This window comes from Aminobacterium sp. UBA4834 (assembly GCF_002400205.1).
Classification (GTDB): Bacteria; Synergistota; Synergistia; order Synergistales; family Aminobacteriaceae; genus Aminobacterium; species Aminobacterium mobile.
Genome location: NZ_DHFC01000019.1, coordinates 66,627 through 91,092, shown reverse-complemented (window position 1 = coordinate 91,092; position 24,466 = coordinate 66,627). Strand labels below are relative to the sequence as shown.

25 protein-coding genes are annotated in these 24,466 nt (G+C 42.3%); 10 read left to right on the top strand and 15 right to left on the bottom strand.

The genetic code is table 11. From position 1 onward, the window contains the following. Positions 1 to 7: 7 nt before the first annotated feature. The 10 genes from B3L97_RS09610 (at position 8) to rsfS (ending at position 8,276) form a co-directional block, all read left to right on the top strand. Complete coding sequence (locus B3L97_RS09610) at positions 8 to 799, top strand: TlyA family RNA methyltransferase (protein ID WP_286846529.1); 792 nt, start codon at positions 8 to 10, stop codon at positions 797 to 799. Positions 800 to 834: 35 nt separating this feature from the next. Next, entirely contained in the window at positions 835 to 1,716 is an 882-nt protein-coding gene (locus B3L97_RS09605) for an NAD(+)/NADH kinase (RefSeq protein ID WP_286846531.1), read from the top strand. Positions 1,717 to 1,721: 5 nt separating this feature from the next. Continuing rightward, complete coding sequence (locus B3L97_RS09600) at positions 1,722 to 3,425, top strand: AAA family ATPase (RefSeq protein WP_286846533.1); 1,704 nt, start codon at positions 1,722 to 1,724, stop codon at positions 3,423 to 3,425. A 72-nt stretch (positions 3,426 to 3,497) separates the two neighbouring features. Continuing rightward, on the top strand, positions 3,498 to 3,809 hold the full coding sequence (gene rplU / locus B3L97_RS09595; RefSeq protein WP_024822328.1) for a 50S ribosomal protein L21: 312 nt from the start codon (positions 3,498 to 3,500) through the stop codon (positions 3,807 to 3,809). A gap of 36 nt (positions 3,810 to 3,845) precedes the next feature. Beyond that, positions 3,846 to 4,172: a ribosomal-processing cysteine protease Prp gene (locus tag B3L97_RS09590; protein ID WP_024822329.1), complete on the top strand. Its 327-nt coding sequence runs from the start codon at positions 3,846 to 3,848 to the stop codon at positions 4,170 to 4,172. Further along, a complete protein-coding gene (gene rpmA / locus B3L97_RS09585) occupies positions 4,172 to 4,453 on the top strand; it encodes a 50S ribosomal protein L27 (protein WP_286846536.1) in 282 nt (93 codons plus the stop codon). The genes B3L97_RS09590 and rpmA overlap by 1 nt, the downstream gene beginning before the upstream one ends. 115 nt (positions 4,454 to 4,568) lie before the next feature. Continuing rightward, positions 4,569 to 5,891, top strand: a complete 1,323-nt coding sequence (gene obgE, locus B3L97_RS09580) for a GTPase ObgE (protein ID WP_286934996.1) — start codon at positions 4,569 to 4,571, stop codon at positions 5,889 to 5,891. Between the two features lie 24 nt (positions 5,892 to 5,915). Then, the gene (nadD, locus tag B3L97_RS09575) at positions 5,916 to 6,551 is read left to right on the top strand and encodes a nicotinate-nucleotide adenylyltransferase (RefSeq protein ID WP_286846540.1); all 636 of its coding nucleotides are present in this window, start codon (positions 5,916 to 5,918) and stop codon (positions 6,549 to 6,551) included. A gap of 5 nt (positions 6,552 to 6,556) precedes the next feature. Continuing rightward, positions 6,557 to 7,843: an LCP family protein gene (locus B3L97_RS09570; RefSeq protein WP_286934994.1), complete on the top strand. Its 1,287-nt coding sequence runs from the start codon at positions 6,557 to 6,559 to the stop codon at positions 7,841 to 7,843. 73 nt (positions 7,844 to 7,916) lie between these two features. Further along, on the top strand, positions 7,917 to 8,276 hold the full coding sequence (gene rsfS, locus B3L97_RS09565) for a ribosome silencing factor (RefSeq protein WP_286846543.1): 360 nt from the start codon (positions 7,917 to 7,919) through the stop codon (positions 8,274 to 8,276). A 447-nt stretch (positions 8,277 to 8,723) separates the two neighbouring features. On the opposite strand, the gene B3L97_RS09560 is transcribed toward rsfS, so the two are convergent. The 15 genes from B3L97_RS09560 to B3L97_RS09490 form a co-directional block, all read right to left on the bottom strand. After that, a complete protein-coding gene (locus B3L97_RS09560; RefSeq protein WP_286934993.1) occupies positions 8,724 to 9,530 on the bottom strand; it encodes a DUF4198 domain-containing protein in 807 nt (268 codons plus the stop codon). Positions 9,531 to 9,696: 166 nt separating this feature from the next. Continuing rightward, positions 9,697 to 10,020 (bottom strand): hypothetical protein, encoded by a 324-nt coding sequence (locus B3L97_RS09555; protein ID WP_286846547.1) that lies wholly within the window; start codon positions 10,018 to 10,020, stop codon positions 9,697 to 9,699. After that, entirely contained in the window at positions 10,017 to 12,545 is a 2,529-nt protein-coding gene (gene feoB, locus B3L97_RS09550) for a ferrous iron transport protein B (protein ID WP_286934992.1), read from the bottom strand. The genes B3L97_RS09555 and feoB overlap by 4 nt, the downstream gene beginning before the upstream one ends. After that, positions 12,542 to 12,769 (bottom strand): FeoA family protein, encoded by a 228-nt coding sequence (locus B3L97_RS09545; protein WP_286846551.1) that lies wholly within the window; start codon positions 12,767 to 12,769, stop codon positions 12,542 to 12,544. Before B3L97_RS09545 ends, feoB begins: the two co-directional genes overlap by 4 nt. 162 nt (positions 12,770 to 12,931) lie before the next feature. Next, on the bottom strand, positions 12,932 to 13,744 hold the full coding sequence (gene tpiA / locus B3L97_RS09540) for a triose-phosphate isomerase (protein WP_286846553.1): 813 nt from the start codon (positions 13,742 to 13,744) through the stop codon (positions 12,932 to 12,934). 84 nt (positions 13,745 to 13,828) lie between these two features. Next, the gene (locus tag B3L97_RS09535; RefSeq protein WP_286934990.1) at positions 13,829 to 15,019 is read right to left on the bottom strand and encodes a phosphoglycerate kinase; all 1,191 of its coding nucleotides are present in this window, start codon (positions 15,017 to 15,019) and stop codon (positions 13,829 to 13,831) included. 2 nt (positions 15,020 to 15,021) lie between these two features. Continuing rightward, positions 15,022 to 16,041, bottom strand: coding sequence for a type I glyceraldehyde-3-phosphate dehydrogenase (gap, locus tag B3L97_RS09530; protein WP_024822341.1), 1,020 nt, complete (start codon positions 16,039 to 16,041; stop codon positions 15,022 to 15,024). A gap of 80 nt (positions 16,042 to 16,121) precedes the next feature. Then, positions 16,122 to 17,009: a DNA-binding protein WhiA gene (whiA, locus tag B3L97_RS09525; protein WP_286934988.1), complete on the bottom strand. Its 888-nt coding sequence runs from the start codon at positions 17,007 to 17,009 to the stop codon at positions 16,122 to 16,124. A 6-nt stretch (positions 17,010 to 17,015) separates the two neighbouring features. Beyond that, positions 17,016 to 18,134 carry a gluconeogenesis factor YvcK family protein gene (locus tag B3L97_RS09520; RefSeq protein WP_024822343.1) on the bottom strand — a complete coding sequence of 373 codons (1,119 nt, stop codon included), beginning with the start codon at positions 18,132 to 18,134 and terminating at the stop codon, positions 17,016 to 17,018. Then, positions 18,134 to 19,030, bottom strand: coding sequence for an RNase adapter RapZ (gene rapZ / locus B3L97_RS09515; protein ID WP_024822344.1), 897 nt, complete (start codon positions 19,028 to 19,030; stop codon positions 18,134 to 18,136). The genes B3L97_RS09520 and rapZ overlap by 1 nt, the downstream gene beginning before the upstream one ends. A gap of 6 nt (positions 19,031 to 19,036) precedes the next feature. Then, positions 19,037 to 19,861, bottom strand: coding sequence for a MogA/MoaB family molybdenum cofactor biosynthesis protein (locus B3L97_RS09510; RefSeq protein WP_286934986.1), 825 nt, complete (start codon positions 19,859 to 19,861; stop codon positions 19,037 to 19,039). Further along, positions 19,858 to 20,349: a cyclic pyranopterin monophosphate synthase MoaC gene (moaC, locus tag B3L97_RS09505; RefSeq protein WP_286934984.1), complete on the bottom strand. Its 492-nt coding sequence runs from the start codon at positions 20,347 to 20,349 to the stop codon at positions 19,858 to 19,860. The genes B3L97_RS09510 and moaC overlap by 4 nt, the downstream gene beginning before the upstream one ends. An 8-nt stretch (positions 20,350 to 20,357) precedes the next feature. Beyond that, on the bottom strand, positions 20,358 to 21,338 hold the full coding sequence (gene moaA / locus B3L97_RS09500) for a GTP 3',8-cyclase MoaA (protein WP_286934983.1): 981 nt from the start codon (positions 21,336 to 21,338) through the stop codon (positions 20,358 to 20,360). Further along, entirely contained in the window at positions 21,323 to 23,236 is a 1,914-nt protein-coding gene (locus B3L97_RS09495; protein WP_286934982.1) for a substrate-binding domain-containing protein, read from the bottom strand. The genes moaA and B3L97_RS09495 overlap by 16 nt, the downstream gene beginning before the upstream one ends. After that, positions 23,230 to 24,462, bottom strand: a complete 1,233-nt coding sequence (locus B3L97_RS09490; protein WP_286934980.1) for a molybdopterin molybdotransferase MoeA — start codon at positions 24,460 to 24,462, stop codon at positions 23,230 to 23,232. Before B3L97_RS09490 ends, B3L97_RS09495 begins: the two co-directional genes overlap by 7 nt. Positions 24,463 to 24,466: the final 4 nt, after the last annotated feature.

Below are 24,466 nucleotides of genomic sequence, written 5' to 3'. Positions count from 1 at the left end.
GCTCCTCGTGGCAAGAAATCTAGCCCCATCACGAGCGAAGGCATGTGCTCTCATTCTGGAAGGGCGCGTTTTTTCCAACCATAAACAGATTGTTAAAGTGGGAACCATGCTTCCTAAAGATGCTTCTCTAGAAGTTAAAGAAAGTAGCGATGCACCTCGCGAAGAATGGGTTAGCCGGGGAGCTCATAAACTTTTAAAAGCTCTTGATATCTTTCATACCAACCCTACAGGAAAAATTTGTATGGACATAGGAGCCTCAACTGGCGGTTTTACACACGTGATGCTTTCAAGAGGTGCTTTAAAAGTCTACTCTGTAGATGTGGGTTACGGTCAATTCGCATGGAAATTACGCACAGATTCTCGCGTAGTGGTCATGGAACGTACGAACGCCAGATATTTAGAGCCAGGTCAGTTTGAAGAAGGGATGGATCTTATTACTATTGATGCTTCTTTTATTTCTTTAACTCTTCTTCTGCCTGTTATGGAGAAACTCCTAAAAGAAGATGGCTGTATAATATGTTTAGTAAAACCTCAATTTGAGGCTGGAAAAGAACGTCTGGGCAAAAATGGCGTTGTGAAAGACCCCCTTTTGCACCAAACTATATTGCAGGAATTATCCTCTTTTATAGAAAAGCAAACGCTCCTTTCGCTACGAGGGGCTACGTGGTCTCCTCTGAAAGGACCCAAGGGGAATATAGAATTTCTTTTCTTCCTCCAAAAAGGGAAAAAAGACGAGTCATTACATACAGATTTCACTCAAATTGTAGCGGAAAGTCACAAAACATTAGATGAGAAATAAACCATTGTCATAAGAGAGATGCGGAGGGAAGCTGGATGGATAGACATATCGGCATGCTTGTCAACACACAGAAAAAAGGAGCTCTCGACATGGCCTGTCGACTTATACAGTGGGGCAAAAAGAAGGAGATACCTATCCTATTGCCACCTCATGAAGCGTCTATTCTTGGGGTTCCAGCAACAACCGATGATATATGGAAAACGACGGTGAATTTCGCAGTTGTTATAGGTGGAGATGGGACTTTTTTAAGAGCAAGCCGATATGTTTTGAATCATTCTATTCCGCTTTACGGCATTAATCTGGGCCACTTGGGTTTTCTTGCTTCAGGGAAGCCAGAAGAGGCTGAATCCGATCTAGAACAGATATTACGAGGTGACTACGCTCTTCAGGAACATAGAATTCTTGAAGGAGTTATATGGCGAGAGGAACGGCGCAAGCACACTCTTTATGCTCTTAATGATCTTGTGCTTACGAAGGGAGCCTTTGCTCGCGTTATTACCATAGAAATCAGGATTGGCAATCGTTACTTTAATACCCTTCCAGCAGATGGAGTTATAGTATCGACACCTACTGGTTCAACAGCTTACGCTCTCTCTGCTGGCGGTCCCATCGTACCTCCACATGTACCATGTATGGTTCTAGCTCCCATATGTGCTCATACTCTTTACGCAAGGCCTGTGATAGTAGGGGAGCGCGACATTATCAATCTCATTCCGCGAGGGAGTCATCGCGATCTCATGCTGACACAAGATGGTCAGCTAGGCTATGAAATTCTACCAGGAGATCGTATAGAGCTCTCCCTCTCCCATACCAAAGTAGTGAAAGTTATCGTTCTTCCACAACGAACATACTTCGATCTCCTCCATGAAAAACTCAAATGGGGACAAGGTATTGTTCGCTACGAAGATAAGGAGTGAGACCTGTGCTCGAAGAGCTCTCGTTAAAAAACATCGGTGGGCTAAATTCAGCCTCTATACAGCTCTCAGGACGTTTCATCGCTATTACAGGAGAAAGTGGCGCTGGTAAAAGCAGTATTGTGCGAGGGTTAGAGTTTATAGGAGGGAAACGAGCTCAATCGGAACTTATTAAAGTTGGGGAAAACGAGGCCGAAGTACAAGCTCTTTTCTATTGCCCTGCTTCTTTAAAACTTCCTGAAGATATCTGTCCAGAGGAAGGGAACCTTTTTGTAAAAAGGATATTTTCTCGTAACGGGAGAGGAAAAACCTTTCTCCAAGGTAAACTTGTCCCTCTTTCAACATTTTCAGAAAGCGTGGGGGCTTTACTTCGAATCCAGAGTCAGTTTGCTCAACTCGAACTTCTAGACTCAGACCGACAACGGCATATTCTTGATAGCTATGGAGGAAAAGATATAGCTCAGATACAAAATAATCTCAGAGTAATATTTACCGAAGCTCTTTCTAAAGAGCGAGAACTTCGGGATATGGAAAGTCGACAAAAAGAGATTATCGCTCGTTATCAACACGCAGAAAAAATATTACAAAGTTTTCGAACGCTCTCTCCAGACGCTGATAGTGAACAAATATGGGAAAAGGGGATAGAAAACCTGACATTTCTCATTAACTCTCATGGCCGTTTAGAACAAATATTAGCCCAGATAACTGGTGGAAAGACGGGAGAAGGAATCGCAGATACTCTTGAGAATATATGTCTAGACATAGGTCAACTTCCAGCGAGTTATAAAGAAGCTGGACAAGAGTGGCAATCTGAGGGGAACGAAGCCCTTGTCCATCTGCAAAAAATGGCGCAAAAAATACAGGGCTTTCTTGACAGCCAGCCTCTTCCCGATCTTATAGAGGATCGAGAAAAAACAGAAAATAAATTAGGGTTGTTGCGAAAGCTGAAACGTCTCGCACAGGTTGATTCTATAGAGAATCTGATCGCCTATTGCCAAGAGGCAGATGACAACTTGTCCTGGTTAGCTCAAAGCTACGAAAGGGTAGAAAAGGTATCAAACCGCGCTCGAGAATTACGCAAAGAAGCAAGCCGACTGGCGGCGGAACTTCGAAAAGCCAGGGAAGAAGCTGCTCTTTCCCTGGGAAAAGCTATGAACACATCTCTAGCTTCTATGGCTATGGAGGGTATTACGTTTTCCATAGAAATTTCCGACCTAGGGAAAATACGAAGTACAGGTGCTGATGAGGTTTCTTTCCTCTTGGCAAGTGGAGACATGCCGCCAGGTCCTGTAATGAAAATCGCATCCGGAGGAGAGTTAAGCAGGCTTCTCTTGGCGTTGCAACTCTCCCTCCCTCAAGAACAAATTCCTGAGACTCTCATTTTTGATGAAGTTGAAGCAGGGCTTGGGGGAAAAGCTGCAGTGCTTGCCGGATATAAATTACGGGAACTATCAGAGAAATGTAGGGTCATTCTTATTACTCACGAAGCGACTATAGCCGCACTGGCAGATCAACATTTCGTCGTAATGCGGAACGGAAATGAAAGCTCTATCAAGGAAATAGATGGAGAAGAAAGGGTTGCAGAAATAGCTCGAATGCTCTCTGGGAACGCAACTCTTCCTGAAGCACAAGAGCATGCTCGCAAACTCCTTTCCGAAGAGTTGACTTCTAGCTCGAAGAACCGTAAAATGCATAAGCTTATGTATAAATAACGCTTGGGCAGGGTTTATAAAGCGAAAGCTACCCTATTATTAAAGCCTAGCGGGAGGAGGATGTTTTATATTATGTACGCCATTGTAGAAACAGGTGGAAAACAGTACAGAGTAGCAGCAGGAGACACTCTTAAAGTAGAAAGTATCCACGCAGAAGTCGGAACCTCTCTCGTTTTAGATAAGGTTCTTATGGTTTCTGATGATCAGGACGTCCGCGTAGGAACCCCGTATCTTGAAGGTGCCAGTGTCAACGCTACGGTTGTAGATCATGGCCGAGCACCCAAGATTCTTGTTTATAAGTTCAAGAGCAAGAAAAACTACAGACGTATGCGCGGCCATCGTCAGAATTTTACCGAGATTAAAATAGATTCCATCAACGCCTAGGGCAAAGAGCGTTGGTAAGCGATCATCCCAAGGGATATGATTATTGTAACCATAGAGAAAGATAATGGGGTGATCACCTCGGTAGAAGGAGTGGGGCACTCTGGATATGCTCCTGCGGGAGAAGATGTTGTTTGTGCTGGAGTTTCGGCTCTGATTCAAGCTTTAGCTCTAGGGATGAGCGATATAGCGAAAGTGGAATCAACCAAGATAGAAATAGATACACAACGAACTCGAATAAAAGTATCTTGGCCACGTTCAGATAAGAGAGAAATTCTTCTTCTAGCAGAGACAGTAGTCAGGTCCCTTGAAAATATATCAAAAAGCTACAAAGGTTATGTAAAAATTGTGGAGGTGCGAAAATAATGCGTATCAATTTTTTTGATCTGCAATTCTTTGCTCATAAAAAAGGACAGGGTAGTTCAACAAACGGACGAGATAGCGAAAGCAAACGACTGGGCATTAAAAAATATGCAGGTGAGGTCGTCAAGGGAGGAAATATCCTTGTTCGCCAGCGAGGGACAAAAGTACACCCTGGACTTAACGTAGGGAAAGGGAAAGATGATACCCTTTTCGCGTTGGCAGCTGGTGTTGTAAAGTATCAGACGAAAGGTGACAGGAAATACGTATCTATAGAAACACTATAGATTTTTACAACGTTTACGGCGTTGTATAGTGGTGATTTTTATACCGTCTCAAAACAAGGGCCCGGTTATAGTAAGGCCCTTGTTTTTTCATTCACATGACGGATGGTGATGTATTATGAAATTTGTAGATTTAGTTCGTATAAAAGTAAAAGCCGGACGAGGCGGAAACGGATGTCTGAGCTTCCGAAGAGAAAAATTTATTCCCAAAGGTGGACCTGACGGAGCCAATGGAGGGAATGGGGGAAGCATTATTTTAAAAGCCGTAGATGGAATTCACACCCTTGCTGATTTTGAGTTTGAAAAAAAGTTTACAGCAGAGCATGGACAGCCTGGGCAGGGTCAAAAAAAAGTTGGGGCATCTGGGAAAGACCTTATTATTCCTGTGCCCTGTGGTACTATAATATACGATGATGATACTATGGAACCTCTTGCTGATCTTGTAGAGGCCGGAAACGAGGTTGTCGTTGCTCGAGGAGGAAGAGGAGGAAGAGGAAACATACATTTCACCACTTCTGTGCGAAAGGCTCCTCGATTCGCAGAAAAAGGGGAACTAGGAGAAGAAAGGAACCTCCGACTAGAGCTAAAACTTATTGCAGATGTAGGGCTGGTAGGCTTTCCCAATGCAGGGAAATCAAGTTTGCTTGCGGCTATTTCAAATGCTCGTCCTAAAATAGCCGATTATCCCTTTACCACGCTTTCTCCTAATTTAGGCGTTTTAGCCGTAGACGACGAGAGAATAGTGGTAGCTGATGTTCCAGGATTGATTGAAGGAGCTCATGAAAATAAGGGGTTAGGCATTTATTTTTTACGCCATGTTGAACGCACTCGTGTTCTAGTCCATGTTCTTGATTTAAGTACAGGAACATCAGAAGAGGTCATTTCTCAATGGGAAACTATTTGTAATGAGTTCGAAGCCTACAATTCAAGTCTTCTGGAAAGGCCTTATGTTGTTGTGGGAAATAAAATAGATTTGGAACAGGCGCAAAAAAACTCTCATGACGTAGAGGCCTTTATGACAAAGCAAGGGGTCCTTTACTTTGTCACAAGTGCCTTGTCAGGAGAAGGGATTCCAACGTTTATTGATGCTATTGCTACGCTTTGCCGTAAACATGCAAGACCTCATAGTGAAACTCGACTTTTCGAAACAATAACTCCTCGAGAAGAAAAGCCTCTTCAGAGGGGTAGAAAAGGAGCGGAGGAGCGAGTTACGATAATTAGATTGCCGGATGATTCCGGTTTCCGTGTTGTTCATGTTGGTCTTGAAAGAGCTCTTAAAAAATATGATTTTGAGCAAGAAGATGCCCTTTATCGTTTTGCGCGCCTCCTGAAAAAATACCACGTGGAAGAACTTCTAGCACAAGAAGGGGCACAAGAAGGGGATACTGTTTTCATCGGAGACGTAGAGTTTGAATATCAGCCTGATAAAGTTATGGAGTAAAAGTAAAAACGGAGGACTGTGGGAGTGAGCTTTGGTGGCCACGTCATTCGAACGCGAAAAATAGGCATAATGGGTGGGACCTTCGATCCCATCCATTATGGGCATTTGTTAGCAGCTGAGGAGTCTTTTTTTGCTTTAGATCTCGATGAGGTCATTTTTGTCCCAACAGGCAAACCTCCTCATAAAAAGATGAGACGTGTTTCTTCAACGGAAGACCGGTATACGATGACTCTTCTTGCCACCCTTGATAATCCACACTTCAAAGTTTCTCGAATTGAAATAGATAGAAACGAGTCAAGTCATACAGTAGACACTTTGAGAGAAATGAGGCATTGGTATGCTCCAGACAGTATTCAGTTTTTCTTCATTACAGGATTAGATGCCGTTTTGGACATAACCACATGGAAGGAATATACTGCGCTGCCTAGCCTCTGCAACATAGTGGCAGTGAACAGACCTGGCTATCAGGTAGGGAAGTTAGAACAATTACCTGAGATTTTTAAAGGAAATATTGTGCCTCTCGAGATTCCCCTGCTTTCTATTTCCAGTACTGAAATACGAAGACGAATAGAAAGTGGTAAAAATGTTCGTTATTTAATGCCTGAGCTAGTAGAACGATATATTTACAAAAAAGGGCTATATAAAAGGATTGGGCGGTGAGGTATATGAAAATCACCAAAATTATACTTATTTCTACTTTAGCTGTTCTCTCTGCTGCTGCGGGGGTTTTCTTCCGCCTTCATGACATAGTAGCCCCTCAGCCAGAGAATATAAAAGAAAGCATCTCTTATGATCAGGAAACAGGCAATATTAATATTCTTGTGATAGGAGTGGACGACGTAGAAGGCAGCCAACGTTCCGATACTGTCGGATTGGCTGTTATAGATATTGATGATAAAACGGTTCGTTACATGTCTCTTCCCCGAGATACTCGAGTACAGATTCCTGGCTATGGTTGGCAGAAGCTTAATCATGCCTACGCCTATGGAGGGGTAGAGCTCCTACAACAAACTGTCGTTAATTATTTGGGAATGCCTGTTAACTACTACGTTCTTGTCAATTATGAAAGTTTTCCTCAAATTGTTAATATGATTGGCGGAGTGGAAATAAACGTGGAAAAAAAGCTTTACTACAATGACAGAGCTGGCAATCTTCACATCAATATACCTAAAGGCCTTCAGAATATGAATGGGAAAACAGCACTTGAATATGTGCGATTTAGACATGATGCTCTCGGTGATATAGGACGAGTGCAACGCCAGCAGCAATTTATCAAAGCAATAATGAAAAAGGTACAGACACCAGAAATGCTGCCTCGATTGCCTGATTTTGCCAAACAAATCTTAGATCTTGTAAATACAAACTTAACAATGACACAGGCAGTACAGTTAACGTCGTACTTGCGAGACCTAAGGTCTGAAAATATGGCGTTCTTTACTCTCCCAGGAAGAGCCGCCTATATTTCTAATGTAAGCTACTGGCTAGGAGATCTAAGTGTAGCATCTACGCTTCTTAGCGGCCCTATAGTTCAAGAAGGAGATATTCCTGGTCAACCGTCACTAGACGGAGATACCGTTGCGCCATCTCTAGAAACAGCTTCGGAACAAAATCTTATGGACCAAGTCAAAAAAATGACCCTTCCAATAGCTATATTAAATGGAGATGGAGAAGCCGGACTCAGCAAAAAAGCAGCTTCGTTACTTCAAAAAATCGGAATAGACGTAGCTTATACTGGTAATGCAAAACATTACGATTATCATTACTCTAGTATTGTATATCCAATGAACAAAAATTCGGCGGAAATGAAACAAAATGCCCTTGCTCTGCAAGAAATGTGTGGTATTAGCAATAATCTTCTAAAGCTAGATGACTCAGCTGTTTATGTAACTCTCGTTTTAGGACATGATAAAAATACAATATTAAATAAGCTAGGGGCATTACCCCATAAATAGTGACAACTTCTTATAATGAGATTACAATGAAAAAACAATATAAACAGCACAAAAAGGAGGGATTTAAACTCGTATGATAGAAACTACCGAATTGACTCAAAAATATCGATTTGTACTGGATGCGCTGGCTGATAAAAGGGGATTAGACATTGTCCTCTTAGATGTTGCTGGGAAATCTTCTATTGCTGATACTTTTATTCTCGTTACAGCTAATTCGGATATACATATGGGGACCTTGAGAGATGTGACGGAAGAAGCCCTTAATAGGAAGGGACTCCCAACAGCAGTAGAAGGTCGAAGCAGCACCCAGTGGTGCCTTATAGATGCAGGGAACCTTATAGTTCATGTCTTTAGCCGTAAAGGAAGAGATTTTTATAATCTTGAGAAAGTTTGGGGAGATTGTCCTTCATATTCCTACGAATATCTCGACTAAATATACCTCAAAAATATTAGATACTTTATTAGATACTTTATAAGATACATACGTAGAATAAATAAAAGGCTTATCGTTATATAGTGATAGGCCTTTTATTTATTGGTTGCAAAACATAATTTTAGCCTAAATATACGGGGGTCTTTTGAAAGGGGAGTCGTTTTCCAATGTGTCCTATAATGTATCTTATGTTACATTCAAGAGGAGAAAAACTCCTTTAAATTGCTATTTTATGCTTTTTATATTATCTCCTAATTTCTCTGATTTACGTCGTTATTTCATTGGATTTCGGCGATTTATTTTATTAGTACTCAAGGCGGAGAACACATGTTCCTCGCCTTGAGTACTTTGCAAGAGGAGATATTCTTTAAAGAAATCCCGTGGAATATAGAATGGAGTTAAAATATAAAAGAATGGCTTTGTCTTATTATATTGTAGGTCAATAATTTATTTCATATCCCTGGCTTGAATCCAAATTACAGCATCTTGGCTCAATTCTTTGCCATCATGTGTATTTTCCGGACCTGCCCCAAGAGCAGCAAATCCCCACCAACCAGCTTTTGGGATACCAAAGGTAAAACAACCATTCATGTCTGCCTTTACAGCCATTGTGACAAAAGCGTCCTGCGGTGCTTCTACATGAGCTTCTTTAGCAAAACTGTTCTTATCCGTAATAGGATCATGGTTTAGATATTCCACTTCTATTTCAGCAAAAGGAACTGGTTTCCCATCCCGCTTCACAATTCCTCTGAATACATTTCCTGTCCAAAGAGCGTAAGGTTTATCAAGAGGGACTATTTCAGCAGGAAGCCCCATATCTTCATCCCAATCTGTAGGAATACCCGCTACATTAACAAGAACTTTCGTCATTTGCTGGATGTAAAGTTCCTCCTGGGCTTCATAGTAAGGAGCAGGAATAAGGCAAAAAGCATAATCCCCCATCCCCTTAAGCTTGTATTGAAGCTCGTAGGCTTTTCCACTATTAGTAAGACTCGTCCACACGATTGGTTTAATATTCTTTAAAAGATCTGTCTTTTGGCCTTTATGGACTACATATAGCACCTCTGGCTGACCCATATCCATAATATGTCCAGCTTCAAAAGGGTGGGTAAAAACAAGTTTCATATCTATGGTTTCCCCTTTTTCAAGGGCACTTTCTGGCGTATAGAACATTTGGAAATGGGCCGAAGCGGGGAAGGCAAAAAGACAAACCATGAGCCCCGTTAAAATAGCTTCCGTTGTTTTTTTTATCATAATTCCTATTCTCTCCTTAATAATATTAATAATCTTTATTATCATCTATGGTCGATTATGACCGACATTTTTAAATTATTTACGTTAAAATGTTACTTATGACATCTTGAAGGCTTCTTCGCTTTCTATGAGGAAAGGGGCCCTTCCCCTTTCCTCGAAATTGTCATTAATCTTTTATATCTTCGCCTTTTATTTGAACTACATGTCCTGGACCTGCATCGAATACCACTATAAAAGGAACGCCAGGTTTTTCGAAATTAAACTCGCTTAGTTCGTCCATTTTCCCTTCCACAAGTATGTTGCCACCTTCATCTTTTACTGTCATAGACACACCCGAAGCAGAGGATCCGTCAGAAAAGCCTCCTTCGCAGGTAACAGTTCCATCGTCGTTCAGGTAGCAATAACACATAGGAGTATGAGCAAAAGCTACGCTGACAACTACACAAGAGAACAAAACCGCAAACAAACCAGCAAATATATTCCGCCTCATATGTGATTCACCTCCTTCCCATTCAAAGAGTCTCCTTCAAAAAAATCTTCCTCTTCATGAAAAAACGGCCCTTTTACTTTTCCCAAGAGAAAAGCTACTAGTAAAGCGATCCCATAAAAAGCACCCATGGCCTGTTTCCCCGACATCCCTAACAAAGAGCCGCCAGTATAGATAATAGTTGCCAAAACAATACCCAGAGCTATGGGATATCCCAAAGCTATAAAAGCCCAACGCCAACCACCAGCTTCCATTTTGACCATAAGAAGGGCTGCAATACATGGAGGATACATTGCCATAAAAACCATCAATGCCAAGGCGTGAAGAGGGGAAAAACCCTGCTCCTGTTCTTTCATTCTTTGCTCTAAGGTCTGCCCCTCTTCTCGAGGTTGATACAACACTCCGAGGGTCGCCACACTACTCTCTTTGGCAGCTAGGGAGCTCAAAAGAGCCACGTTAACCTTCCAATTAAAACCTGCAAAATGGGTTACAGGCTCTAAAGCTTTCCCTGCCATTCCCAAAAAGCTCCCATGAAGTCGTTCGTCTCTCATTTCCATAAAAAGCATGGCCCTATCTCTCTTCATCTGTTTAAAAGCCTTACTTAACGTTCGCCCATCCTTGCCCTTGGCATTTAACAAGGGATAAATAGTGGGATACCGCTCCGAAAAACGCTTCTCAAACCTGTCTCTTCTCTCATCAGAGGCACTAACTAACGCTCTTTTTTCATTCTTATAGCGCTCTTCTATAGAGAGATAATGCGCTAAAGCTGCGTCAGAGCTAAGTTGCTCATAGAAAGACGTCCTCTGGATTTCATTTAAAAAAGTGTTCTTTATATCTTCTGATCTCTTCGTATAGTCATCCATCCTCGTTTCGCTAATAGAGGGGTAATTCGTAAGAAAATAGACTGCAATAGCAACAAACATAATAATAGTGAGAACTTTCTTTACAAAGAGCCATGTCCTTTCTACAGATCTCACCACAACTCCCCGAATAGTGGAAATATGGTATGGTGGCATCTCCAAAACAAATGGAGAACTTAGCTTATTTTTAAGTAACGTTAGAGTTAAAATTTTTGCCACGGAAAGAGCTATGATAATCGTAATGGTCGAGATAAAGAACATGGCCGTAGCTTTTTCTTTTGCAAAATAAATACTTATGAGTAACGTATAAAGAGGAACTTTTGCCAAACAGTTCATAAGGGGCACTATAAGGATTGTGGCTAATCTCGCTTTCTCATCTGCGATAACACGAGTTGCCATTACACCTGGGACAGCACATCCACCAACAAAAACTCCACCCAGAATAAGAGGTAACGTAGATTGGCCATGAAGCCCAAAACGCCTGAAAAGCTTGTCTAAAATAAAAGCCATTCTTGGCATATACCCTACGTCTTCAATAACTGCGATTAAAGCAAAAAGAATTAAAAATATAGGAATATAAATAAGAACTGAATTAATGCTTGTAACAACACTCAAAACAAGAGAACGCAACAATGGTTCATGAAGGAAGCTCCCTATAGGTAAATATGATTCCACCGTATTTCTGAATTTTTCCAGAAGAGGGATCATGTAGTTAGTAAGTTCGTACCCTCTTACTATAGATAGCTCGTATAAGAAATAAATAACACCCACAAGAATAAGAGGCCCCCAGATTCTATGGCAAACAAGGGCATCGATTTTATCTGTTAAAGTTATAGAGATCTCTTTTACCTTTACAATGCAGCTTTTCTCTATTTTCTCCGCTTCTACGTGACGCCTAAAGGCAATAAAGCCGCGAGGCGAATCATCGTGGGCTTTTTCAAATTCAATAGCAGCATTTTTAACAAAAGAAAGTATCTCTTTTGCACCAGAACATTCTTTTGTTACGATATGATTAGCTATTTCATCTTCTTCAAAAAGCTTGATCGCTACCCAACGGGAAGGAAGTTTCTTTCCTCCCATAGACTTCTCTATCATTAAGGAAACATTAGAAATATATGGTTCAAGAACCCCATAATCCACCTTAAAGAGCTCTTTCTTCCCATTGCTGTTATGTAAGCTCTCGAAAAGTCCATTCTTTAAATCGTTCTTTCCCTTCCCTTTATTACCTACTGTAGAAACGACTGGAAGCCCAAGAGCATGAGACAGAGCCTTAGCATCTATGCGTAGGCCTCTCTTTTCTGCTACATCTAGCATATTGAGGACTATAAAAAGAGGAGCCCCTATTTCCAATAACTGGAACGTCAAATAAAGATGACGTTTCAAGTTTGATGCATCCACCACATCTACCACAAGAGACGGCTTTTGTTCTAAAATAAAGTCTCTTGCGATCCTTTCTTCCTCTGAATATGATGAAAGGCTGTACGTTCCAGGCAAGTCTGTAAGATTTATTTTTTCATCTTTCCACATAAAGGTACTTGTTTTAATTGAAACTGTTGCTCCGGGATAATTAGCCACAAACTGGCGGCCACCCGTAAGCATATTAAAAATAGTTGACTTTCCACAATTAGGCTGGCCTGTTAAAGCTATACGATGGATTCCAGATCTCATAGCTTCTCGACCTCTACAAAACTAGCTTCTTCATGGCGGATGCTCACATGGTGTCCCTCTAACTGAACATCCACTGGGTCCACAAAGGGAGCATTTCGAATCACATGAACTTCAACTCCAGGGAAAAATCCTAGATCCATGAGCCGCTGCCCTACAACACCTCGAGCCCTGTTCTTTTTAATGACACACTTCTCTCCCGGCTTCATTGCATCAAGCGTAATCATGACACCAGTCCTTCTTAAAAGTTTTATTTATCAAACAAAGAAAATTATACGACTGAATGTTTGATGTGTCAAACTAAAGGAGGGGGCATAAAAAAGCCGCGGCAATAATTCGCCATGGCTTTTAATTGCATCAACATTTGCAAAATATAAGGTTACTTGGTTCTAACCTCTATGTAAAGCTGCATGAACTATTTCAAGCATAGATTCTACAGAAAGGGAGGCTCCGCCAATAAGGGCTCCATCTATATCTGGCTGCTCAAGTAGACCCGCGACATTCGAAGCCTTTACGCTTCCCCCATAAAGAATCGGTATAGAATTCCACGTTTTATCTTTACCCTCGTCTCGAATCACTTTAGAGATAACACTCCGGGCAAAACAACATGCTTCTTGAGCATTTTCGGGACTTGCTGTACGGCCTGTCCCTATAGCCCATACTGGCTCATAAGCCCATATGATATTTCGTATATTCTCCTTATCCAATCCTTTTATTGCCGCATTAATCTGATTTTCAAGGACCTGAAAAGTTAAGTCTGACTCTCGCTCTGAAAGAGTCTCTCCGATACAAAGGACTGGCCGAAGTCTCCTCTGTAAAGAGGCTTTGAGTTTTTTATTAATTAATTCGTTGGATTCATTAAAAATATGACGACGTTCACTATGCCCTAAAAGAACCCGCGTACAGCCAAGTTCTTGAACCATAGGGAAAGAAATCTCTCCTGTAAAGGCTCCTTTTTCCTCATAATGCCCATTCTGAGCTCCGATAAACAATCCTGTTTTTCCCATGTACCCTAAAATACGGGCACCCATAAAAAGAGATGTAAAGGGTGGAAAGATACAAATTTCCAAGAAATTACGACTTAAAAAGTCGCAAATTACTACATCTTCACAAACATGTTCACACAGGTCTTTAAAGAAGGTCTCGGTTTCTTTAATGCCATTATGCATCTTCCAGTTTCCATAAAGAAATATTTTTTTCACAGAAGGCCCCTCCTCTCAAAAAGAGACGGGGAGCAGTCGCTTCCCGTCTCCTGTGTTTCTATAGCAATAAAAAATTTTCCTAATCTATTTTTTAAGTAAGGGTTCAATACCAGGAAGAATTTTCCCTTCACAAAATTCTAGGCTTGCTCCTCCTCCAGTAGAAACATGAGAAACTTTATCACCAAAACCAAGTTTCTTTACTGCAGAAGCCGTATCTCCTCCTCCTACGACCGTAAGACCTCCTTTTTTGGTGCACTCCTCCACTGCCTGAGCTACTTTACGGGTTCCTTCTGCAAAAATAGGATTTTCAAAGACACCCATAGGGCCATTCCAAAGTATCGTTTTGGCCCCTCTAATAACGTCTGCAAAAATATCTGCTGTCTTAGCCCCAATATCCAAGCCCATCGTACCATTAGGAATAGCATCAGCAGAAACTTCACGTCTAGGTTCGGAACTTTCTAGAGAAGTTGCCACAGCTACGTCAATAGGCAAAAGGATTTCTACCCCAAGCTTTTGAGCCTTATCAAGCATCTGGCAAGCAAAATCTGCTTTTTCTTCTTCGTAAAGAGAGTTGCCTATAGCATTCCCCTTCACTCTTAAAAATGTAAAAGCCATGCCGCCGCCAATAAGAATAGTTGACGTCTTCTCAAGAAGATGATCGATAACTCCTATTTTGTCTGAAACTTTAGCTCCTCCAAGAACCAAGACAAAAGGAGATTCTGGACTCTCATTGACGGCACTTAACATCTCTATTTCCTTCGTCAATAACTTTCCGGAAAAAGAAGGCAGGAACTCCATGACTCCCCGTGTAGAGCTATGAGCTCTGTGAGCTGCACTGAAAGCATCCATCACAAAGACCTGAAAAGGCTTTGCCATTCTTTCAGAAAACTCCTGTTCGTTTTCTTCCTCTTGAGGATAAAAACGAACATTTTCGAGCAACAATACTGCTTCTTTTGGGGCTTTTTGCAAAGCTTCCTCTACTTTCGGTCCTACCGAGTCTTCTACAAAGAGCACTGGGCACCCTAATGCTTTTTCCACTTCTGGGACTATATGCCGCAAAGAAAGAGAATCGACTATTTTCCCTTTCGGACGCCCTAAATGGGAGATAAGAGAGACCTGCGCTCCCCACTTTCGTAACAAATTGATAGTCTCTACATGAGCTTGAATACGCGTCTGATCTGTAATGACTCTATCCTTTAAAGGAACATTGAAGTCTACGCGAACCAATACTCGGCGATTTTCCACCGCCTTTCTGGAGAATTCTCGTAACTTCATTTTTATAGACCTTTCTTAATAATATAGTTCACTAGATCTATGCAACGGCAGGTATAACCCCACTCGTTATCGTACCATGCCAAAATCTTTACCATGTTCCCTATGGCCATCGTGTGAAGAGCAGCAAAGATAGAAGAATGCTCGTCACCTATAAAATCTGAGGAGACAAGATCTTCCTCTTCATATACGACGTAATGTTTCATGTCGCTTTGTGCTCGTTTTCTCACTGCCTCGTTAAGTTCCTCTGCTGTAACTTCTTTTCTTAGCTCTGCCACTAAATCCACCACTGAAACATCTGGCGTTGGAACACGTAAAGCAATACCATTCATTTTCCCTTTCAGTTCTGGGATAACAAGGCCAATAGCTTTAGCAGCTCCTGTGGATGTGGGAACCATAGAAAGAGCTGCGGCACGCCCTCGATGAAGTTTTTTATGAGAAGAATCCATGAGTTTCTGGTCGTTTGTGTAGGAATGGGTTGTCGTCATTAGTCCACGTTCAATGCCAAAGGCTTCGTTGATAATTCTCACTATTGGAGCCAAACAGTTCGTAGTGCAAGATGCGTTGGAAATAACATGGTCAGCAGATGGATTATAGAGATCTTCATTTACACCCATAACAAAAGTAGGGATTCCGCCGCCGCTTCCTGGAGCTGTAATAACCACTTTCTTAGCTCCAGCCTTCAAATGGCTCTGTGCGTCTTCCAGTGTTTTGTACACGCCAGAAGATTCTATAACGATATCAACTCCCAGATCTTTCCAGTTAAAATCCTCAGGGTTTTTAATGGCAAGAACTTTTATTTTTTGACCGTTGACTACAAGATTGTCGCCATCCACAGATACATCCCCAGGAAATCTTCTATGAATGGAATCATATTTAAACATATATGCGCGCTGCTCAGGAGTTGTACGACTGTTAGTAGCTACTATTTCAAAAAGCCCTTCTTTGTCATATTGATACATAGCTCGGAGAGCAAGTCGCCCAATTCGTCCAAATCCGTTAATTGCAACTCTAATTTTCCCCATAATCCTGCACCCTTTCTATGTCATACTTTGTTTGGAACTCTAATCTCTACAACTATTATATACCGTTAACTTTCAAAGATTCACTGAAGCTGTTCAGCCATTTCTCGTAACTTTTGCCATCGATATTTTACAGTACTTTTGCTCACTGGTTTCGATAGCATCTGCCCCAGCTCCGTTAATGTGGCACTCGGATACCTCATGCGAACCTCTATGAGTTCCTGCAAAGATTCCGGAAGAGCATGTAATCCTTTTTCGTTCTGAAAAACCTTAGCAATTTCCAGTTGCCATTCTGCAGCTTCCAAAGTCTTGCGAATATTAGACGCGTCACAGTTGACTAGGCGATTAGCTCGATCTCGCATAGAACGAACAATAGCCTTCTCTTCAAGTTTCAACGCTGTATCAAAAAGCTTAAAATACGTTAACAAAGTTACAATCTTTTGCTGATCACGAAGGAGTATTTCATATCGACCATCTACAATACGTTTACCTACTTGAAAGTGGCCGCTTCGAAACATCGTCAAAACCATTTCTGTTAATTTATAAAATTTGAAACGAAAAGCGAGATAATACCCGCTTTTAGGTAGATATAAAGAACCGCAGTTCCCCCATACGCCTCTTAGCCAAGCCCAGTCTCCTTTTTTTTTCGATTCTTCCCCCCAAACTAACACTTCTCGAAGAATGTTTCCTGGCATTTGCAATGTCACATTTCCTCTAAAATTCGCAGGGACATTGAGCATAATAGGAAGCTCTAACGTCTCTCCCCAACGAGAATCCTTCCAAAGACGATGCAAACGTCGGAAAACCCAGAGCCGTCTTCCTGATAATTTGCCATATTTATGTGAAGGTAACTCAGGAAACGAGGACATAAGCCCCCACAGAATCCCAGCAATCTCAGAATCCGCATCGCTGCTAGTTGATAATGGAGAAAAAACCCATTCATCCCACATAAGCTCGCTTACAGTCTTCATCGTCATTTACACTTCTTTCAAATCCCTGCATATTCTCATTAAGGTTTCAGAAAGAGCCTGTCCATTATGGCGAATCACAGACTTCTCATAAACTTTCACATAATTACCTCGTATAATTTGACATCCCTTTGTTAAAAGCTTTCTCTCTTGCTCCGTATCTAAATATAAAGGCAAAGCCCCTTGATTTCTGTAAGCTTCCAGGCACGCTAGTGGTATATCCTCCTCATTGACAATAACAAAATCAGGGGCAACACCTGCCACTCGCTCTATCCACTCCACATGCTGAAGAATGTCCATTCCATCAGTTTCACCAGGTTGAGTCATAAGATTAGCTACGTATACGCGAGGCCCTTGAGAATATCTTATTTTTTCAGCAACTTTGGGAAGAAGTAAGTTGGGCAATACGCTGGTAAAAAGGCTCCCCGGACCAAGCACAATAAGGTCTCCTTCCTCTATAGCACAAATAACCTCAGGTAAGGGTTTTGCATCGGATGGCTCTAACCAAATACGACTCATCTGCTGGGCAGCAGTCGTGATTTCAAGTTCTCCTTTAAGAACTTCGCCAGAATCTGTCTCTGCCATAAGGGCCACTGCTTCTGTAGTAACAGGCAAGACTTTTCCCCGAATAGCAAGGAGATGATTGATCTCCTCCACTGCCAAACGGAAATCACCGCTTAATTCTGTAACCGCAAGCAATATAAGATTGCCCAAACTATGCCCTGATAAATCTCCACGATCGAATCGGAAGTCTAGAATATTTCGGAGAGCGTTATCGTTCTCTGCAAGAGCAACGATACAATTTCGAACATCACCAGGAGGGAGCACTCCCCATTCTTGGCGCAAACGGCCAGAGCTTCCTCCTTCGTCTGTTACAGTTACGACGGCTGTAATGTTTCTAGTAAAGGACTTCAATCCCTTTAGAAGAGTAGAAAGTCCTGTTCCTCCGCCAACAGCTACTATATGAGGTCCCATAGAGAGACGATATTCAACAGCCTTAGCCATAACATCGCGATCTTCCTTGAAAAGGAAGCGCAGAAAAGGCCAACGTCGACTTTTAAAGGAAATAGCCATTATCGTCAAAAAGGCTGTCGCCAATCCTAGTACGTACGCTACACGCCAATCCATTATAGTAACACCTGATCTCGTTCAATATCTCTGTGCCTAATAGTACAAGACACGTTTCTCTCCTTAAAGTGAGCAGAAAGCCACTCTACGACAGCGACAGAACGATGTTGTCCTCCCGTACAACCAACAGCTATGTGGAATGGTGATTTCCCTGAAGTTAAATAAACCGGTATAAGGAAATCAAAGAAAGAATAACAATGTTCGAGAAACTTTTTCGTATCATCAAAAGACGCGATATACTGTTGAACTTCCTCATTTCGTCCAGTAAGTTGGCGAAGATGTGGAACATAATGCGGGTTAGGAAGGAACCGAACATCTAACAAAAAGTCGCTATCCTGAGGAATTCCATACTTAAAACCAAAAGATGACAGCACTACGGAAAAAGCGGCTATTGTACGAATAAATTCTGTTGTAAGTCGCTCTTTTAACTCTTTAAGAGTCATGTTAGATGTGTCAATTACTACATCAGCGTAAGCTCGTACAGGGGAAAGGAGCTCTCTTTCGCGCTGTATACCTTCCAATACGGGGATATGATCCCCTAAGGGATGTCTCCGTCTCGTTGTCTCAAAACGTCGGATAAGGCTTTCATCTGACGCATCAAGAAAGAGAACTTGCACCTGGTAATGAGACTCTTTTAACATATCCACTACGGAGAAAAGATCATTCAAAAGCCGTTCCCCTCGAATATCCACTACTGTAGCAAGTCCTTCCTGTACAGCTGCTCTATGATTTACGAGAAGCCCCAGCAGTTGAGGCAAAAGAGCTGGAGGAATATTGTCTACAGCAAATAGCCCCTGATCTTCCAAAATATTTAAGGCTGTAGATTTACCCGCCCCCGACATTCCAGTAATAATAAGACATCTATGAACACCGGTAACATTAGCAGCGATCGTCATCCCCTCCTAGTTAGAATGTCCACATTCCTTTTCCCAACCGCGAAGGATCTCGACACCATGTCGGAGAACAGCTGCAACAGCTTCGAGACATTGCTCTGCCCCTCTTGGGCTTCCAGGTACAGCAATAATAAGACTGCGATTTCGTGTTACAGCCAAGCCTCGGGATAGAATGGAGCGTTGGGTGTAATAAACAGTCCTACTTCGCATAAATTCCCCTATTCCAGGCACCATTTTATGAGCTATCCCCATCAAGGCCTCAGGAGTCACATCCCTTTCAGAGATACCTGTACCTCCCGTAACCAAAATAAGATGGATGTCTTTTATATCTACCCAATCAAGGAGTTGTTGCTCTATCTTTTCCCTGTCATCTGGCAAAATCACCTTTTCTTCCACTATAGCTCCTATAGATTTTACCGATTCGGCTAAAGCTGGGCCTGTCATATCTTCTCTAAGTCCTGAACTAGCTTTATCACTTACGGTTAACACGCCAACGCGGATGGGATTCCATGTCTCCATAGATTGAGATACGGATACGAATCCTCCTCGTTGCACCGATAATTGCCATATTCCTTCAGAATACATATCCTCTACTCTCAATAAGATTTCGCTTTCCGAAAAGGCTAGAAAAACTCCTGGAGAAAGTTCCTGAAATTCTGTCGCTCGCAGTACAAAAGCCCGTTCTGTTACCCCTTGTACAGCTACTCCTGGTTCTGCAAGAAAAAGGTCTGATTCACTTCCATTCACTGAAGAAGCACCATCAGCTCGAATACTTATATAGCAAATTGCATATTCTCGACTATCTTCTGTATTGTAAATTCCAATGAGTCTCATAAATTTTCCCCCTCTGAAACTCGATACTCCCCACTTTTTCCACCAACTTTGTGAAGAAGCCTAACATTTTGAATAACCATCCCTTTGTCAATACCTTTACACATATCATAAACAGTTAAGGCCGCTATCATTACTCCTGTCAAGGCTTCCATTTCTACGCCTGTAACTTCTCGTGTTGAGACTTTGCAGTTTATCGCGACTGCACTTTCTTTATATAATAATTCGCAAGAAACGTTAACACTTTCAATACGAATATTATGACATAGAGGAACGAGTTCAGACGTTTTTTTTACTGCCATAATTCCAGCTACTTCCGCAACTTTAAATACATCCCCCTTGCCCGTCCCTCCTCCTGCCAAAACATCTCTGATTGTATCAGGCAACAGAACACGGCCTTCAGCAATTGCCTCGCGAGAAGTAGCTTCTTTATGGCTTACGTCTACCATTCGTGGCCGGCCCTTTTTATCAAGGTGAGAAAAGTAATCCATTAGCGCCCTTACCCCCCTATTTGTGACATGTGTTCATGCCCTGATTGCACATCTAACCATTGTTTGGGCTTTTTTGACACTGCCAGCATAAAGCTTTCTATCACCATCTTTTCATCTCTCAAACGCAAAGCTTGACGTATATCTATGCCATCTTGACAGAAAAGGCACGAAAGGATTTTCCCCACAGCTGTAACACGCAGTCTGTTACACGTAGCACAAAAATGATGAGAAACAGCGGCGATAATACCAAGTCGTTGGCCTGTCCCTTTGTGGGTAAAATATACGGCTGGTCCTGAGCAAGGCGAAACGACACCTTTTTCTTTTTCCCAAAACGCTGCATCTGGCAAAGATGCCATAATATGGTCAGCCGATATAAAACAATCTTTACTCCACACCCCACTATCCAGAGGCATAAATTCAATAAGACGTAATAATACTCCTTCGTTCCGCGCAAAAGTTAACAACGAAGGTATTTCTTCATCATTAAACCCTTTTATAAGAACCGTATTAATCTTTATCTCTGTCTCTGTTTGTCCCTTTACAGAATGTATCCCCGCTAAAACATCTTCAAGATTACCCGTACTTGTTATATATCGGAACTTCTCAGGGCTCAGAGTATCAAGGCTTACATTAATACTTTTTAGCTTTAATGGCAAAATTTGAGGGGCGGCGGAGGTAAGCAGTGATCCATTTGTTGTTAGAGAAAGTTCCATAGACGAGAATTGATGCCTCACTTGAGCAAGGAAAGGCAGAAACCCCCTCCGTACTAAAGGTTCGCCCCCTGTAAAGCGTAGTTTTTTTGCTCCCATTTTTTCTAGCACATAACATAAAAAGAGAATATCTTCGTAGCTAAGAATAAGATCATGTTCAATCCAGGGAACCCCTTTTTCAGGCATACAGTAACGACACCGGAAATTACACCTGTCTGTTATAGATATGCGAATATAGTTTAATATCCGCCCCATAGGGTCCCTCAGAATTCTTTCCATCTATATCCTCCCAGCTGACCCACTTGAGATCTCCAGTCTGGAGTATGTATCGCTTCTTGAAGGGCTTTGAAGCATGGATGAGCCTCATATTCTTCAGGATAAACAAGCTCATACGGCTCTTCTGCCAGTGGAATGAAGTCCAAATCCAACGCATCTGCAGCAGCCTTTATGCCAAGAGCAACATCTGCAACTCCGGCAGCTATACGATTTGCCGCATCAAAGTGAGTAATAGACTGTATAGAGTAGCCATTAATGTCTTGAGGAAAAATTTTTTTCTGTTTCAACAGAACATCTAGAAGGACTCTCGTGCCCGCCCCTGGCTGGCGATTTACAAAACGAACTTTCTTTATCGCTAAATCCTCTATAGAGTAAATATCAAGCGGATTGCCTTTAGCTATAAGAATCCCTTGCTCTCGATAAAAAAGAAGTTGTCGCACCCACTTTTTCCCTTGAGAAAGACGTTCAATATAGCTATCGTTATACTGCCCTGTTTCGGGATCGAGAAGATGGCAGGCTGCTAAATGACATTCTTCTCTTGCAAGAGCTGCTAGCCCCCCAAGGCTTCCTACAAAACGAAAAACAAGTTCTCCTCCTCTTTGCCGTACATAAGATCCTATCCGTTCAAAAGCAGGGTCGTTAGATCCCTGAAACAAAAGACGCTTTCCCCATTTCACTTCTCGAGTAAGCCAAACTGTTATTTCACTGCCTACGGGACATTCGGCAGCAGAACGAGATAATAAAGCAAAACCATCCGCTTCAGACATGGCCCACATCGTACTGGATCCAGAAGAAAGAGGGAAAACTTTTTTCTTCCCTTTAAGCTCTATAGCTTTCAATCGAAGCCACTCATTTCGCCCCGGAGTGGACGAAACTGGGAGAAGAAGCTCCATACGTTCCTCTTTCAATGCACATAGAGCTTTTTTTAATACCTGAGACTCATCAAAATCTCCTGTTTCAAGAAGGGAAAGGAGCGGATAAACCAAGGACCACAAAGTCACAGCTGCAGACATGGGGAACCCAGGTAGATTAACAACAGGAATATCATGAACTAAAGCTGCTGAAGCAGGACGTCCCGGTTTCATGAGAAGCCAATGGAAAAGGATTTTCCCCTCTTCAGACAAAATATGGACTGTATGATCTTTTTCTCCCTTTGCTGATCCAGCGCCAATAAGTACAAGATCATACTCTTTCACTCCTCGAAGGAGACTGTCGCGTATCACTTTTTCGTCATCGGGAAGTGGAGGCAACACGTCTAATGGGAATCCCCATTGCGAAAAATACCCTCGAAGCAACGTGGAATTACTTTCCACTACACGGCCAGGGGAAGGACCTTCATTAAGCCAAGTCTTAGCACTTATAATTTCATCTCCAGTAGGTATAAATAGCGTTTTAGGGCGTCTTTTCACGCAAACTTTCGCATGCCCTGCAGCCAGAAAAAGAGCTGTCCCAGCTGGCGATATGACATCTCCATCCCTAGCCACTATTTGCCCCTTTGTTACATCCTCTCCTACAGGGCGAATGTTATCTCCGGCAGATAACACTCGATAAACAGCAAGCTTCCCGTTTTCAAGTTTAGAGGAGTCCTCTACCATAAGGACAGCGTCGTATAGAAACGAAACAGGCATGCCTGTATTTACCCATTGATACTCTTTTACATCAAGATAAACAGGCGTGGCTAAAGAAGCTCCTGAAGTTCTTTGAGAGGAGAGCGCAAATCCGTCGACTGCAGAAGCACTAAAGTGAGGAACATTACGATTGGAATAGACATCTTGTGCCAAAAGATAACCAACAGCCTCTTCTATCGGCAACAAAGACGTTTCTTTTAGAGAACCACACGTAGCTCTTAATACGTGCCACGCCTCTTCTAAAGAAACATGTTCTTTCCAGTTCTTCACCATGGCATGAAATCCACCCTTTCGCCTTGTCGAACTGTTTCGGTATTTTCGTCAAGTCTTATGAGGCCGTCAGCCTCTTTGAGAATTCCTATATAACCTGACTTTGCAGGCAAAGGAAGTACTCCCCCTTTATAGATTTTTGCCGGGTAAAATTCCTCTATCCCTGTTCTACCTGCTAGATCCGTGTGTACTGCTACGGGGAAGAAACTCTGAGAGTTTGTTGATGTATACCCTAAAAGTCTTCCCAACAAAGGCAAAAGTACCATTCTAGCTGCGACCATACAAGCTAACGGATGTCCCGGGAGGCCTAAAACGAGTTTTTTACGATCTGATATTCCCGCGATAAGAACAGGTTTCCCGGGTGACATTCTCAATCCTCGGACAATAAGTCCTGGTTGAGGGAGTGTTTGAAAAAGCTCTGAGCAGTAATCTCGCACACTTACTGATGAGCCGCCACTAACAAGAACCACATCAAAGTCCTCAAAGGCTTCGTAAAGGGCTGAGCGCAGTGAATCTTTTTGATCCGAAACTATCCCTAGCCGTTGCGCCATATATCCCTTTGATAAAAGGAGCGTCTCTAAAGCCCAGCTATTAACATCACGTATACAACCAAGAGGCAATGGATCAATAGCGCTATCTACAATTTCGTCGCCTGTGCTAATAATGCCTATTTTCAGTACGGCGCAAGGAACAGTTGTAATTCCCATAGTAGCCAAAATACCGATAGTTCTACAAGAGATCTGGCTACCAAGAGGGAGTATCTTTTCCTTTTCCTTTACTTCCTCTCCTTGAAAGATAACATTCTCTCCCTTTTGAACAGCTTTTCGAACTTCTATCCAGGGGCCACTCTCCATGGTATCTTCAAGCATTATCACTCCATCGGAACCGCGGGGTAAAATCCCCCCTGTATGAATTGCTATTGCCTCTCCATCAAGGAGGGGCTTTTCTGGGAAAGTCCCCATAGGGATCTCCCCTCTAAAGCTTAAATATACAGGAGACGTAGGAGAAGCTCCTGTTACATCGGCACTTCGGAGAGCATAGCCGTCTCTTAAGCTTCTCGTATAAGGGGGATAGGGCATAGGTGCCTCTATCCCCTCTCCTAAAATACAAAGGCGCGCCTGCTCCAAAGGGCGCATTTCAGAAGGAACTTCCCAGGGGAAATGCAGCGCTTCTGAAGCTATAGATATTCCGCTATGACGATCTGTAAGATCCGTTACAAATCCCGACATAGCG